This window comes from Pseudomonas cremoricolorata (assembly GCF_000759535.1).
GTDB lineage: Bacteria > Pseudomonadota > Gammaproteobacteria > Pseudomonadales > Pseudomonadaceae > Aquipseudomonas > Aquipseudomonas cremoricolorata_A.
This window is the reverse complement of sequence record NZ_CP009455.1, coordinates 2,144,880-2,158,664: the sequence shown is the minus strand read 5'-3', so window position 1 is coordinate 2,158,664 and position 13,785 is coordinate 2,144,880. Positions and strand designations below refer to the sequence as shown.

At 64.5% G+C, this 13,785-nt stretch carries 11 protein-coding genes; 3 read left to right on the top strand and 8 right to left on the bottom strand.

The features are described from left to right. Nucleotides 1-7 precede the first annotated feature (7 nt). Nucleotides 8-2,095 carry a phosphate acetyltransferase gene (gene pta, locus LK03_RS09415; protein ID WP_038412082.1) on the top strand — a complete coding sequence of 696 codons (2,088 nt, stop codon included), beginning with the start codon at nt 8-10 and terminating at the stop codon, nt 2,093-2,095. A 57-nt stretch (nt 2,096-2,152) separates the two neighbouring features. Here pta and LK03_RS09410 read toward each other — a convergent pair whose 3' ends face one another. The 8 genes from LK03_RS09410 to LK03_RS09380 all read right to left on the bottom strand — a co-directional run bounded on the left by LK03_RS09410 (nt 2,153) and on the right by LK03_RS09380 (nt 11,522). After that, a complete protein-coding gene (locus LK03_RS09410) occupies nt 2,153-2,884 on the bottom strand; it encodes an OmpA family protein (RefSeq protein ID WP_028696373.1) in 732 nt (243 codons plus the stop codon). 115 nt (nt 2,885-2,999) lie between these two features. Next, on the bottom strand, nt 3,000-3,341 hold the full coding sequence (locus LK03_RS21905; RefSeq protein ID WP_276203320.1) for a type II toxin-antitoxin system ChpB family toxin: 342 nt from the start codon (nt 3,339-3,341) through the stop codon (nt 3,000-3,002). Then, nucleotides 3,338-3,592, bottom strand: a complete 255-nt coding sequence (locus tag LK03_RS09405) for an AbrB/MazE/SpoVT family DNA-binding domain-containing protein (protein WP_038414665.1) — start codon at nt 3,590-3,592, stop codon at nt 3,338-3,340. The genes LK03_RS21905 and LK03_RS09405 overlap by 4 nt, the downstream gene beginning before the upstream one ends. Before the next feature lie 193 nt (nt 3,593-3,785). Then, nucleotides 3,786-4,478, bottom strand: a complete 693-nt coding sequence (locus LK03_RS09400; RefSeq protein WP_038412081.1) for a sensor histidine kinase — start codon at nt 4,476-4,478, stop codon at nt 3,786-3,788. Continuing rightward, nucleotides 4,475-6,079: a tetratricopeptide repeat-containing response regulator gene (locus tag LK03_RS09395; RefSeq protein ID WP_038412080.1), complete on the bottom strand. Its 1,605-nt coding sequence runs from the start codon at nt 6,077-6,079 to the stop codon at nt 4,475-4,477. The genes LK03_RS09400 and LK03_RS09395 overlap by 4 nt, the downstream gene beginning before the upstream one ends. Nucleotides 6,080-6,310: 231 nt before the next feature. Then, complete coding sequence (locus LK03_RS09390; RefSeq protein WP_038412079.1) at nt 6,311-7,675, bottom strand: DUF1329 domain-containing protein; 1,365 nt, start codon at nt 7,673-7,675, stop codon at nt 6,311-6,313. A 24-nt stretch (nt 7,676-7,699) separates the two neighbouring features. Continuing rightward, nucleotides 7,700-9,583, bottom strand: coding sequence for a DUF1302 domain-containing protein (locus LK03_RS09385; RefSeq protein WP_038412078.1), 1,884 nt, complete (start codon nt 9,581-9,583; stop codon nt 7,700-7,702). 256 nt (nt 9,584-9,839) lie between these two features. Next, entirely contained in the window at nt 9,840-11,522 is a 1,683-nt protein-coding gene (locus LK03_RS09380) for a fatty acid--CoA ligase (RefSeq protein WP_038412077.1), read from the bottom strand. 147 nt (nt 11,523-11,669) lie between these two features. Between LK03_RS09380 and LK03_RS09375 the strand changes: the two genes are divergently transcribed. Beyond that, nucleotides 11,670-12,635 carry a 2-hydroxyacid dehydrogenase gene (locus LK03_RS09375; RefSeq protein ID WP_038412076.1) on the top strand — a complete coding sequence of 322 codons (966 nt, stop codon included), beginning with the start codon at nt 11,670-11,672 and terminating at the stop codon, nt 12,633-12,635. A 51-nt stretch (nt 12,636-12,686) separates the two neighbouring features. Then, nucleotides 12,687-13,685 carry a class I SAM-dependent methyltransferase gene (locus LK03_RS09370; RefSeq protein ID WP_038412075.1) on the top strand — a complete coding sequence of 333 codons (999 nt, stop codon included), beginning with the start codon at nt 12,687-12,689 and terminating at the stop codon, nt 13,683-13,685. Nucleotides 13,686-13,785: the final 100 nt, after the last annotated feature.

Genomic DNA, 13,785 nt, shown 5'->3' with positions numbered 1-13,785 from the left:
GCCTTGCATGCAGACATTCTTCATCGCGCCGACCGACTTTGGCGTCGGCCTGACCTCGATCAGCCTGGGCCTGGTTCGCACCCTCGAGCGTGCCGGGCTCAAGGTCGGCTTCTTCAAGCCCATCGCCCAGCCGCATCCAGGCGATACCGGTCCGGAGCGCTCAACCGAACTGGTGGCCCGCACCCATGGCATTCGTCCGCCCACGCCGCTGAGCCTGGGTGAAGTCGAACGCATGCTCGGCGATGGCCAACTGGACGAACTGCTCGAGCTGATCGTCAACCTCTATCAGCAAGCCTGCCACGGCAAGGATGTGGTGGTGGTCGAAGGGATGGTGCCGACGCGCAACGCCAGCTACGCCGCGCGGGTCAACCTGCACCTGGCCAAGAGCCTGGATGCCGAGGTGATTCTGGTTTCGGCGGCCGAGCACGAGGTGCTCAGCGAACTGTCCGGGCGGGTCGAGTTGCAGGCGCAACTGTTCGGCGGGCCACGCGATCCGAAGGTGCTGGGGGTGATCCTCAACAAGGTACGCACCGACGAGAGCATGGCCGATTTCGCCCGGCGCCTGCGCGAGCATTCGCCGTTGCTGCGCGGTGACGACTTCCGCCTGCTGGGCTGCATCCCGTTCCAGGCCGAGTTGAATGCCCCGCGCACCCGCGACGTCGCTGAATTACTCGGCGCCCAGGTGCTCAATGCCGGCGATTATGAGCAACGCCGCATGAACACCATCATCATTTGTGCCCGCACCGTGGCCAACACCGTGCCGCTGCTCAAGCCCGGCACCCTGGTGGTGACCCCGGGCGATCGCGACGACATCATCCTGGCCGTGAGCTTGGCGGCGATCAATGGTGTGCCCCTGGCCGGTCTGCTGCTGACCAGCGACAGCAAGCCCGATCCGCGCATCCTCGGCCTTTGCCACGGCGCGCTGCAGGCCGGCCTGCCGATTCTGTCGGTGAGCACCGGCTCGTACGACACCGCGACCCAGCTCAATTCGCTCAACCGCGAAATTCCGGTGGACGACCGCGAGCGCGCCGAATTCATCACCGATTTCGTCGCCAGCCACCTCGATGCGGTCTGGCTGCACCAGCGCTGCGGCACGCCGCGCGAGCTGCGCCTGTCGCCTGCGGTGTTCCGCTATCAGCTGATCCAGCGCGCCCAGCAGGCCGACAAGCGCATCGTGCTGCCCGAAGGCGCCGAGCCGCTGCTGGTGCAAGCCGCCGCGTTATGCCAGGCGCGTGGTATCGCCCGCTGCGTACTGCTGGCCAGGCCCGATGAAGTCCATGCGGTGGCCCGCGCTCAAGGCATCAGCCTGCCGGCCGATCTTGAAATTCTCGACCCCGAGCAGATTCGCAGCCGCTATGTCGAACCGATGGTCGAGCTGCGCAAGAGCAAGAACCTCAACGCGCCGATGGCCGAGCAGCAGCTTGAAGACCCGGTGGTGCTGGCGACCATGATGCTGGCCCTGGGCGAGGTCGATGGCCTGGTGTCGGGCCTGGTGCACTCCACCGCCAATACCATTCGCCCGGCGCTGCAACTGATCAAGACCGCACCCGGCTGCAGCCTGGTGTCGTCGGTGTTCTTCATGCTGTTTCCCGACCAGGTGCTGGTCTACGGCGACTGCGTGATGAACCCCCACCCCAGCGCACCGGAGCTGGCCGAGATCGCCCGGCAGAGCGCGGTGTCGGCCGACGCCTTCGGCATTGCCCCGCGGGTGGCGATGATCAGCTATTCCACCGACTCAGCCAGCGACGAGGAAGTCGGCAAGGTGCGCGAGGCCACCCACCTGGCGCAACAGGCGGTACCGGAGCTGTTGATCGACGGCCCATTGCAGTACGACGCCGCGGCCAACCCGGATATCGCCCGCCAGTTGGCACCTGATAGCCAGGTCGCCGGGCGTGCCACGGTGTTCGTGTTCCCTGACCTCAACACCGGCAACACCACGCACAAGGCCGTGCAGCGCAGCGCCGATGGCGTCAGCCTCGGGCCGATGCTGCAAGGCCTGCGCAAGCCAGTGAACGACCTGCCACGTGGCGCCCAGGTCGACGACATCGTGCACACCATCGCCCTCACCGCCATCCAGGCCAGTCAGGTGCAATGAACGTAAAACGGGGCAGCCGGTTACCCGTGCTGCCCCGTTTGCGTCAGACGCGATGAATCAGGGGTACTGCTGAACCTGACCCTGCTGTTGACCCTGTTGCTGGTATTGCTGGCCTGGAATCGGCTTGAGGTTGACTTCCACGCGACGGTTTTGCGCACGGCCATTGGCATCGGCGTTGCTGGCGACCGGCTGGTCCGGGCCCAGGCCACGCACGGAAATCCGCGAGCCATCGACACCTTGCGAGCTCAGGTAGGTGCCCACGGCCTGGGCGCGGCGCTGCGACAGGTCCATGTTGTGCTGACGGCTGCCGGTGCTGTCGGTGAAACCGACGACTTCGATGGTGTTCTGGTTGAACTGCTTGAACGAGCTGGCCAGGTTGTTCAGCGGCGAGTAGAAGCTCGGCGCGATGTTCGACGAGTCGGTGGCGAAGGTGATGTTGCCTGGCATGATCAGCTTGATCTGATCGCCTTCACGCTGCACTTCGACACCGGTGTTGGCCATGCTTTCACGCAGGGCCTTTTCCTGGCGGTCGGCGTAGTAGCCATAGCCGGCCGCGGCGGCACCGACGGCAGCGGCGCCGATCATCGCGCCCTTGCCACGGTGGTTGTGGTCGATGGCCGCGCCGGCAACGGCACCGGCCAGAGCGCCGAGACCGCCGTACTTGGCGGTCTTGCTCATGCCCGACGAGCCTTGTGCCTGACCTTGGTTTTCATAGGGGTTCTGGCTGGCACAGCCGGTCATCAGCGCAGCAGCGGTGGCGAGAACGATCAAAGGACGCAGGGAGAACATGGGCAAGCTCCTGGGGCAGGATGAAGAATGCAGCGGTCTGTGAGGCGACCCGTACGGGGTTTTGAGTGTACGCAGCGGGGAAAATTCCGTGGTGAGGTGAGCCGCTACACTTCAATCAAATAATGTTTGAACTCGAGCCAACGCGTCCACTACCACCCCATCCGCCACCGCCTCGACTCTCATGGCACCGTGCTTCGAGATCAACGCTGCGCAGTTGATTGCACAGAACGACACCCTGCGTTTCAGTTCCTGCCCCACTTAGAGTCACTGCAAAACCGCGGTGGCGCGCAAAATCACCGCCTTGGGTGATGGGGGCGACAACTGCCAGCCCCAACCTGTTGAAAGTAGCGGCTGTCAATACAAGAGCAGGTCTGGCAACACCTTGCTGCTCCCTGCCTGCAACCGGTTGCAGATTTAGCCGCACAATGTCGCCTCTGGAAAAGTTGCCGCGTTTCATTCTTCGCGCCCAACAGGATGCAGGTTGTTCCAGGCAGCCATGTCTTCGGGCTCGGGCGCATCTGGATCACATTCAGATATGAGCCCTTCGAGGGTGTAACAGGGTGCTGACCCGATGGGTTTGAGGACCAGCGATTGTCCTTCCCTGTCCAGGCTCAATGTCGAGCCTATATCCAAGTGCAGTTGTCTGAGCAACGCTGCCGGCAAGCGGATGACTGCGCTGTTGCCCCATTGCTGAATCTTGATCTGCATGAGCACCTCCCAGGATTGATGCATGGTAAGGCCCCTCCTGTCATTGGCAAAGTGATGTGTCGACACAGGGTCGCTACTCTGTCACCCCCTGGACTCAGGTTGAAGGCCCTGTGCGACCCTGCAGAAAGGGCCTACCCATGGCACCGAAACCACCCACCCCGGGCAAAAACTCGACACAACCTACGCGCTGAAACTACGGCAGATACAACCTGAACAACCCCCCACCCAACTCCCCGCCATTGGCAATCTCGATACGCCCACGCTGCCCGCCCTGCTCATGCAATGCCGCGATGCGCGCCGCGAAGTACAGGCCAAGGCCGGTGCTGCCGCTGCTCTGGTCGATGCCCGGCACATAGTCCAGCTGCTGCTCGATGAGCCGCTGCGGGTAGCCCGGGCCGTCGTCGTTGATGCAGATCACCAGCTCATTGCCCGACTCTTCGATGCTCAGCAGCAAGGCCTTGTCGGCATGGCGGATGGCATTGGTGAGCATGTTCGACACCACCGAAGCCACCAGCTCGCGGTCGAAGAAAGCCAGCGGCGCCATCGTGTCCAGGCGACAGGTGGCGACGATGTCGCGGTGCCGGATGACTTCTTCATGGGCCGCCAGCTGGGCCTCGAGGAAGTCGTCCAGCTCGTGGTAGTCGGGGCACACCGGCAACTGGTTGACGCCCAGTTTGTACAGCCCGAGCAGTTGCACCAGCATGCCGTTGAGGTGGCTCAGCTCATGCTCCACCACCCCCGGTTCACTGCCGCTGCGCAGGTCTTCAGGCAGCCGCTCCAGCCATTGGTGATGGGCCTGGATCAGCGCCGACAGCGAGTTCTTCATGTCATGCACGGTGGAGGCGATCACCGTGGAAAAATCCAGCCCCTGGTCGTTCTGATTCATGCGCCGAACACTCGGATATGCAACTTGCGGTAACGGTCATAACGGCTGTCACTGGCAGGAATGCCGGCCACGCTGCCAAGGCAGTCGCGGCATTCCTGAATGACCTCCGGGGTCAGTTTTTCACCGGCCACGCGCAGCAGCGCCTGGGCGGTGTTGAGCGCGATGCTGATGTTCTTGGCCTGCAAGGCCAGGGCCCTGCGGAACATGCTCAGGGCCAGTTCCAGGTGGCCTGCCTGGTAGGCGCGCACGCCCTGGCGGTTGAGGTCGACGGCATCGGCCACGGCGTTGAGCACGTCCGGGTCTTCGGTCAGCTGGCCGACCCGCTCCATCACCTTGGGATCGTCGCCATACGATTCCACGCAGGCCTTGAGCACCGATTTGGCTGCCGCGCCCTGGCCCATGGCCTTCATTTGCGCGGCCACGGTGAGCGCCGAGTCGACCGAGAAGAACTGGTTCATCTTGCCCAGACGCTGCATGGCCTGCTCGGTCAGCTTGCCGGCCGACTCGGCGTCGCCGGCCTGCACCAGGCTCGAGGCTTTCATCATCCGCGCGCGCACTTGCAGGCCCTGGTCTTCCGGGTAGTCCTTGGCCACTTCGCCCAGGGCATTGTTGATCTCCACCCGGGTCCGCGCATCCAGCCCGCCGCTGCTGCGGCTCATCAGCGCCTGGGCCAGGCCCAGGTTGCTTTCCGGGTCCTTGTAGCGCGAGCTCTGACCCTGGTTGACCGCATGCCGGAAGGCCTTGGCGGCGCTGTCGAAGTCTTCGTTCTCGTAGGCCAGCTTGCCCAGCGTGGCCTGGCGCTTGACCGACAGCGGCGAGAGGCGCACGGCCTCTTCGAGAATGTTCTGTGCGCGCTGGCTGTCGCCCTGGGCGATCAGCACATCGGCCATGCCATCGTACAGGTTAGGCATGATCGGGAAGGCCTTGAGCGCCTGCTCGTAGATACCCTGGGCCTGAACGTTGCGTCCGCGCTTGTGCAGCAGCTTGCCCATGGCCGCGTAGACCCACGGCTGCGGACGGCTGGCAAGAATCGCACCGAGGTACTTTTCCAGCTCATCGAAGCGCCCCAGGTCACGCAGGGCATCGGCGCGGTAGCGCAGGCACAGCGGCGCGAAGCGCGGGTCTTGCTTGCAGATGTCGGTGCACGCCGCCAGCACTTCGGCGGGCCGGCCGCGGTCGAGCGCCTGCAGGATCGGCTTGAGCAGCGTCTTGCGCTGCACCAGCTTTTCCAGACGCTGGGCCAGGCCCATGCGGTTGAAGGGCTTGGTGATGTAGGCGTCAGGCTCGTGTTCCAGCGCGCAGAGCACGATCGACTGACTGCTCTCAGCAGTGACCATGACGAACACGCATTCATGGCTGATCAGCTTGTCGAGGATCAGGTCCTCGAGCACCTGCTGGCCGTTCTTCTTGCCGTCACCGAGGTGGAAATCCTGGAGGATGAAGTCGTAGCGCTTCTGCGCACACATGCGCAGCGCCTGCTCGCCACTGTCGGCGGTATCGACCTGAGTTGCGCCAAGCTCGCGGAGCATGGAGCGGGTCGCCGTGCGGAAATCGGTGAAGTCGTCGACGATCAGAAAGCTTTTTTGCCCGTACTGCAGCATCAACACGACCTGTTGTAGTGAAAAGTTGAAGACATGGCGCGCGGGGACGCGTACCGCCGACCGCTGTATCGGCCGATAGGCAGAAAAACTGAAAGGGAAAACCCGTGGCCGACTAGTAGCTTAAGGCCATCAGTGTATCGACAGGCGCCGCCCCAGGCCAGCCGGCGGCGCACTGGCCTGGCTATCGAGCGCCCGTTGCGCACGCTCGGCCAGGCCTCGAACGGCAACCCCTCAGCGCACCCCTTCCTGGCGCAACGCAGCGGGCTGGAAATCGCTCTTGCTGGCGCTGAAGCCAAAATCGTAGGCGCGGCGCTCTTCGTTCTTCATGCCCAGTGCCAGGTAGCGGCCCGACTGCAGGTCGTAGATGGCTTCAAGGGTGTACCACGGCACCTGGACGTTGTAGTACGACTGCGCATGGGCTTCGGAAACCCGCCACAGCTGCCCGCGACCGTCGTACTGATCGATCACCGCCGCCTGCCAGGTGTCTTCGTCGATGTAGAAATCACGCTTGGCATAGATGTGCCGCTGACCCGGCTTGAGGGTCGCGACCACATGCCAGACCCGGCGCAATTCATAGCGGGTAAGGTCCTGGTTGATGTGCCCGGCCTTGACGATCTCGGCGTACTTGAGGCTCGGCGAGTCGAGCTTGAAGGCGTTGGAGGCGATGTACAGCTCCTTCTTGCCCTCCAGCTTCCAGTCATAGCGGTCCGGTGCGCCGTTGAACATGTCGAGGTTGTCGGAGGTGCGCAGGCCGTCGGCCGCCGTACCCGGGCCGTCATAGGACACTTGCGGGGCCTGGCGCACGCGGCGCTGGCCGGCGTTGTAGATCCACGCCTTGCGCGGCTCCTTGACCTGGTCGAGGGTCTCGTGCACCAACAGCACGGTGCCGGCCAGGCGCGCCGGAGCGGTGACTTTCTGCTTGAAGTAGAACAGCACGTTACCCGGATTGGCCGGGTCGTAGTCCTTCATGCGGTCGCGGAAGACGAACTGATCCTGGAACGACACCGGGCTATAGGAGCCATTCTGCTGCGGCGTCACCTGGACCACCTGACGGTTGACGCTGCCACCACGGTAGCGGGTGATGTGGTTCCAGATCACCTCCAGCCCGTCTTGCGGAATCGGGAACGGGATGGCCGTGCGGAAATCGTTCAGGCCGTTACCGCCCTGCACCAAGGTGGTCTTGGTGGCGTTTTCCTTGATGGCGGCGAACACCTCATCCGGCACGGTGGCGCTGCGGTGGGTCTTGTACACCGGAATGCGGTAGGTGTCAGGGTAGCGCTTGAACATCGCCAGTTGGCCCGGTGCGAGCTTGTTCTGGTACTGCTGCACGTTCTGCGCGGTGATGGTGAACAGCGGTTTCTCGCTGCCGTAGGGGTCAGACAAAAAGCCCTTGGCATCGACACTGCCGGCGGTCTTGGCCAAGGGTTCCCACGGGCCGATCGAGCCATCGGCATTGCCGGCCTTCTCAGCGCCCATCGGCGTCAGACTTGCGCCAAGCTTGGCCGCTTCGCCGGCCGACACCGCGGCCATGACTTCGCTGCTCAGCAAAGACAGTCCCAATACACCGATTTTCAGCAGACTTGAGGTGCTCTTCATACGCGTGTCGTCCTGATCGAATGCTTAGAAGTTGACGCCGAAGCTGAGGGCGACGAAGTCGCGGTCGTCCACGGTGCTGTACTTGCCGTCGAAGAAGTTGGTGTACGAAAGGCTCGCCGTGTAGGTGTTCTGGTACTCGGCGTCCACGCCCAGGCTGACGGCCTTGCGGCCTTCCTCGAAGTTGCCGCCCGGGCCTGGCGAATAACCGGACACATCGTGGGACCAGGCCACGCTGGGCTTGAGGTTGACCCCAGCGAAGACGTCGGGGTAGTCCCAGATCACCCGGGTGCGGTAGCCCCACGAGGTGCTGGTGGTGTAGCCGTCGTTCTCGCACTTGCGGCTGAGGTTGCTGGTCGAGGCGCCCGCGCCGGCGCCGCCGATGGTGCTGGCGTTGAGCGCCTGGCAGGTGTTCTGCCCGCCGGTGTCGGGCAACGGGCCTGGGCCGAACACCGGGTCGCGGCCGTAGCGGGTGTCGTGGGCACTTTCCAGACCGCCGACATGGGTGATGCCCAGCTCGCCGACCAGGGTCATGCGGCTGGCGCCCATCACCTGGTCGAAGAAGTGCGTCAGGGTGGTCTGGAACTGCGTCACTTCCTTGCGCCGGTAGCCGTGCAGGTCCTGGCCGGGCACGCCGTTGAGCAAGGAGGCGTTGCTCAGGGCGCCGCCCAGCGGCTTGACCCCGGAGAACAGAATGTCGGTGGTGTTGAGCTGCACCGGGGCGTTGGGCCGGTAGCTGATCTCGCCGCTCCAGGCCGTGCCGGTAGGCAAGGTGGTGGAGAAACTCAGGCCGTACAGGCGGATGTCTTCCGGGTACTCGACGAAGTACTGCGAGTTGCCGGCGACGATCAGCGGCGCCAGCGCCCGCAGCGCCGGCGGCAGGCCAGCCACGCCCTGGAACACCGAGGCCGGGGCGCCGGTGGCGCTGAAGATCGGCGCACGGCTGTGGTAGTTCATGAAGTAGGCGCCGAACTCGGTGTCCAGCGGGTCGAACATGTAGCGCAGGGCGACCCCGAACTGGCCACTGTCGCGGGCGTCGCGGTCACCGCCACGGGCCACGCGCACGCCCTCTTCGTTGACGTCCACACCTTGGCTGGCCAGGAAGCCTTGCGCCGCCAGGGGCAGGCTGCGGCTGCTGTTGAGCACGCGCAGGTTGTTGTTGCAGCCGTCGGCGATGATGTCGGGCTGGGAGAAGAACGTGCCGCAGTTGTCGACCACCGTCTGGTCCCATTCCAGCTGGTAGAACGCCTCGGCGGAGAGGTTGTCGGTCAGGCTCTGGGACACGTAGAACATGTTGACCGGAATCAGGCCTTCCTTGATTTCCGCGCCCGGTCGGCGAAACGCTGCCACGTCGATCGGGTTGATGGCGTTGATGCCATTGCCGATGAAGGTGCTCTCGCCCCAGCTCACCACCTGTTTGCCGAAGCGTACCGAGCCGGGTTGATCGGCGATGGAGTAGTTGTGGTACACGAAGGCGTCGAGCAGCTCAGCGCCGGAAGACTTGGCGCCTTCCTTGCGGTTCGAGTCGCTGATGTCCTTGAACTGGCGGTGTTCGTCCTTGAGCTCGAAGTCGTACCAGTACTTGCCGCGCACGAAGATGCCGGTATCGCCGTACTTGAGTTCGAGGTCGTGGATGCCTTTGAAGATTTTCGAGAAAGTCTCGCCGCGCTTGAAGTTCAGGTGGCCATCATCGGAGGTTTGCGACAGCCCCTTGCCGCCGTTGTTGACGCCGATCAGGTTGCGGTTCGGGCTGGCGGTCGACCAGCTCGCGCCTACGGAGAGGGACGAGTCGAACTGGCCCTCGATTTCACCGATGTTGAAGCTCACGCCTAGCGCTGGACCGGCCAGTGATGCAAGGCTTGCCGCCAGGGGCAACCTGGCCCGGCGCCACAGGGTGTTGGCAGATTTCATCGACCCTACTCCATGTCATTTATTGTTATGGCAGGGAGTGCCTGCGCAACGGCCCGGCGCACGCAGCGCGTGGCGCCGCCCCATCCGTTCGCGAAGATTTCCTGCCGGGCCTGCAGCCCGCCACCATGACGGGACACATCCCTCGAAGGTGTGATTGGTATGCGACGCCAGCAAGCATGGCTGATTTGTCAGCAATGGCAAGTTGCCACCCGCTATGCGCCACGGCTTGCCTCAGACCGGGCGCAGCGCGGGATGTTCACAGCGTCGATAAAAACCCGCTGTCGCTAGCCTGCCACTGGGCCACGTCCAGGCGAATACGTTTCTTGTCCAGCTTGCCGACGCTGGTCTTGGGGATTTCTGCCACCACTGCGATCTGCCGTGGAATCGCCCAGCTGTTGATCTGCCCCTGCTCGACGAACGGCTGCAGATGCGCCTCGAGCGCCTGGGCATCCAGGTGCTGTCCCTCGTGCAGCACCAGCAGGGCGAAGGGCCGCTCCCCCCACTGCGCATCGGCAATACCGACCACCGCCACCTCACGCACCGCCGGGTGACGGCTGATCAAGTCTTCCAGGGCCAGTGACGACAGCCATTCGCCGCCACTTTTGATCACATCCTTGATGCGGTCGCGGATGTCGATGAAGCCCATGGCATCGAGGGTGGCAACATCACCAGTGTGCAGCCAGCCGCCCTCCCACAGCTCGCGGCTTTGCTCCGGCTGGCGGTAGTAGCCAGCGCTCAGCCAGGGTGCGCGCAACACCAGCTCGCCCTGGGTCTGGCCATCAGCGGCGAGGAAGCGGCCTTGGCCGTCGACGATGGCCGCCTCGACCAACGGCACCGCCACACCGGCCTTGAGACGGGCGCTGATCTGCTCGTCTTCGCCGCTGGCGAGCAGCTCTTCGTTGAGGTGCGCGCAGGCGATCAATGGGCAGGTCTCGGACATGCCGTAGGCGGCCGTGAGCTGAATGCCGCGCGCGCGGGCCGCGTCATACAGGGCGCGGTTCAGCGCGCTGCCGCCGATGATGATCTTCCAGCCGTTGAAATCCTCGCCCTGCGCCGCAAGGCAGTTGAGCAGCATCTGCAGGATGGTCGGCACGCAATGCGAGAACGTCACGCCCTCGTCACGCCACAGCCGCAGCAGCATCTGCGGCTCGTAGCGCCCCGGATACACCTGCTTGAGGCCGAGCAAGGTCGCCACGTAGGGAATGCCCCAGGCGTGTACATGGAACATCGGCGTGATGGGCATGTACACGTCGTCGCTGCCCATCAGTCGCACGCTGTCCAGGCCGCCCAGCACCGCCGCCTCGGCCAGGGTGTGCAACACCAGTTGGCGGTGACTGAAATACACGCCCTTGGGGCTGCCGGTGGTGCCAGTGGTGTAGAAGGTGGTAGCCACCGAGTTCTCGTCGAAGTCGGGGAAATCATAGTGCGGGCTGGCCGCCGCCAGCAGTTGCTCGTACTCGCCGAGCAGGCCTGGCAGCTCAGCCGCAGGTGCGGGTTCATCGCTGAGCAGGATGGTCTTGTCGACCGTGGTCAGTTGCCCGGCAAGTGCCTGGTACAGCCCGACGAACTCGCTGTTGACCAGTACCAGGCGGTCTTCGGCATGGTTCATGGTGTAGAGGATCTGCTCGGGCGACAGGCGCACGTTGATGGTGTGCACCACGGCGCCGATCATCGGGATGGCGAACATGCATTCGAGATACCGATGGCTGTCCCAGTCCATCACCGCCACCGTGTCACCGGCCTTGACCCCGGCCTGGCTGAGCACATTGGCCAGACGGGCGATGCGTTCGATCAGTTGTGGGTAGTTCAGCCGGACCTGATCGCGATAGACGATTTCCCGCGTACGCTCGTAACGCCCGCCCGACAGCAACAGGCGCTTGATCAGCAGCGGGTAGGCGTGGGCGCCTGGGGTGGCTTCGAGGAGGCGTGTCTGCAACATGACAATCCCTTTTATGGCAGGCGATGGGGCGAAGGCTGCCCCTCACTGTAGACGCTGAGCGCCTCGCCGTGCCCGCCCCTGCCTTGACACTGCCACACACCTTCAGGTTGATTGACAGCCCTTGCCATTGCCTGCACCGGAGCCTTCATGTCCAGCCTGCGCCGCGTTGTCTTTCTCGACCATGCCTCCCTCGACCTGGGCGACCTCGATCTGAGCCCGTTGCACGAGGCGTTCGATGAGGTGCAATTGCATGATGCGACAGAGCCCGCGCAGGTCGCGCAGCGGCTGCAAGGCGCGGTAGCGGTGATCAGCAACAAGGTGCAGATCGACGCCGAGATTCTTGCCGCCAACCCGCAATTGAAACTGGTGCTGATCGCCGCCACCGGCACCAACAACGTCGACCTTGCCGCAGCCCGCGCCCAAGGGGTGACAGTGTGCAACTGCCAGGGCTACGGCACCGCGTCGGTCGCGCAGCACACCCTGGCGTTGCTGTTGGCCCTGACCACGCGCCTGTGCGATTACCAGCGCGCGGTCAGCGAAGGCCGCTGGGCTGCGGCCAAACAGTTCTGCCTGCTGGATTTCCCCATCAGCGAACTCTCTGGCAAGACCCTCGGCGTGCTCGGTCATGGCGAGCTGGGCGGCGCCGTGGCGCGGCTGGCCGAAGCCTTTGGCATGCGCGTGCTGAGCGGACAGATTCCTGGGCGACCAGCACGGGCCGAGCGCATCCCGCTGGCCGAGCTGCTGCCCCAGGTCGATGCGCTGACCCTGCACTGCCCGCTCAACGAGCACACCCGGCACCTGCTCGGCGCCGCAGAGTTGGCCCAGCTCAAGCCGGGTGCGCTGGTGGTCAATACCGCGCGCGGTGGACTGATCGATGAGCAGGCCCTGGCCGATGCGCTGCGCAGCGGGCACCTGGGCGGTGCGGCGACCGACGTGCTCAGCGTCGAGCCGCCGGTCGACGGCAACCCGCTGCTGGCGGCGGACATCCCGCGCTTGATCATCACCCCGCATTCGGCCTGGGGCGCAGTGGAGGCGCGCCAGCGCATTGTCGGCCAGCTGGCAGAAAACGCTCGCGGTTTCTTCGCCGGGCAAGCGTTGCGGGTTGTCAGCTGATACAGGCGCCTCTGGTACACTTCGCCCCCTTTTTTTCAGGAGGCGTCGTCCATGGACCCGCGCAGTGAAGTGTTGCTCCGCCAGGCCGAGCTGTTCCGCGGCCCGTTGCTGATCGCAGGGCCGGCCCCGGACGGTCTGCTCGGGCAGTTGCCAGAGGCCCATGGCTGGAGCTGGCACGCCGGCGACCAGGCGCTGCTCGACAGCCGCTTCCCCGGCCGCTGCCACTACGGCACCGAGGTGCCGGAGGTTGCCTTCGATGCCGCGGTGATCTTCCTGCCCAAGTCCCGCGAGCTGGCCAACTACCTGCTGACCGCCCTGGCCTCGCGCCTGGCTGGAAAGGCGTTGTTTCTGGTCGGGGAAAAACGCGGCGGTATCGAAGGCGCGGCCAAGCAACTGAAGGCCTTGGGCCACGCACGCAAACTGGACAGCGCCAGGCACTGCCAACTGTGGCAGGTGAGCATCGAGCAGGCGCCGCCCGCGCCCGTGCTGACTGACCTGGCGCAGCGCTTCGAGCTGGCGCTGGAGGAAGGCCCATTGCAGGTGGTGAGCTTGCCCGGCGTGTTCAGCCACGGTCGGCTCGACCGCGGCACTGCGCTGCTGTTGCAGCATCTGGATCAGCTACCCACCGGCAAGGTGCTGGACTTTGGCTGCGGCGCCGGGGTGCTCGGCGCCATCGTCAAGCGTCGTTATCCGCAGAGCGAGGTGACCCTGCTCGATGTCGATGCCTTCGCCGTGGCCAGCAGCCGCCTGACCCTGGCCGCCAACGGGCTGCAAGGCGTGGTGCTGAGCGGCGACGGCATCGATGCTGCGCCGGTTGAGCTGGACGTGATTCTGAGCAATCCGCCGTTTCACACCGGCGTCCATACCGATTACCGTGCAGTGGAAAACCTGCTGGCAAAGTCCCGCGAACACCTGCGAAACGGCGGCGAAATGCGCCTGGTGGCGAATACCTTTCTACGCTACAAGCCGCTCATCGAGGCGGCGCTGGGCAACTGTGAAATGCGCGTGGAAGATCAGGGCTTCCGGATTTACCAGGCCCGGCGCCAGTGAAAAACAGGGCTTGCCGAAAGCCCAAGGGCTAGGCAGAATCCGCTCCGTCCTAGGGGAGTAGTCTCCCGCGAGCGCCACGCTCGCCCGGTACGCGTCAACA

Bases quoted from the DNA above. Each gene is read 5' to 3' on its own strand.
- LK03_RS09405 (WP_038414665.1), bottom strand. From the start codon at position 3,592: ATGCAGATCAAGATTCAGCAATGGGGCAACAGCGCAGTCATCCGCTTG.
- pta (WP_038412082.1), top strand. From the start codon at position 8: ATGCAGACATTCTTCATCGCGCCGACCGACTTTGGCGTCGGCCTGACC.
- LK03_RS09395 (WP_038412080.1), bottom strand. From the start codon at position 6,079: ATGCTGCAGTACGGGCAAAAAAGCTTTCTGATCGTCGACGACTTCACC.
- LK03_RS09385 (WP_038412078.1), bottom strand. From the start codon at position 9,583: ATGAAATCTGCCAACACCCTGTGGCGCCGGGCCAGGTTGCCCCTGGCG.
- LK03_RS09410 (WP_028696373.1), bottom strand. From the start codon at position 2,884: ATGTTCTCCCTGCGTCCTTTGATCGTTCTCGCCACCGCTGCTGCGCTG.
- LK03_RS09375 (WP_038412076.1), top strand. From the start codon at position 11,670: ATGTCCAGCCTGCGCCGCGTTGTCTTTCTCGACCATGCCTCCCTCGAC.
- LK03_RS09380 (WP_038412077.1), bottom strand. From the start codon at position 11,522: ATGTTGCAGACACGCCTCCTCGAAGCCACCCCAGGCGCCCACGCCTAC.
- LK03_RS09400 (WP_038412081.1), bottom strand. From the start codon at position 4,478: ATGAATCAGAACGACCAGGGGCTGGATTTTTCCACGGTGATCGCCTCC.
- LK03_RS09370 (WP_038412075.1), top strand. From the start codon at position 12,687: ATGGACCCGCGCAGTGAAGTGTTGCTCCGCCAGGCCGAGCTGTTCCGC.
- LK03_RS09390 (WP_038412079.1), bottom strand. From the start codon at position 7,675: ATGAAGAGCACCTCAAGTCTGCTGAAAATCGGTGTATTGGGACTGTCT.
- LK03_RS21905 (WP_276203320.1), bottom strand. From the start codon at position 3,341: ATGAAACGCGGCAACTTTTCCAGAGGCGACATTGTGCGGCTAAATCTG.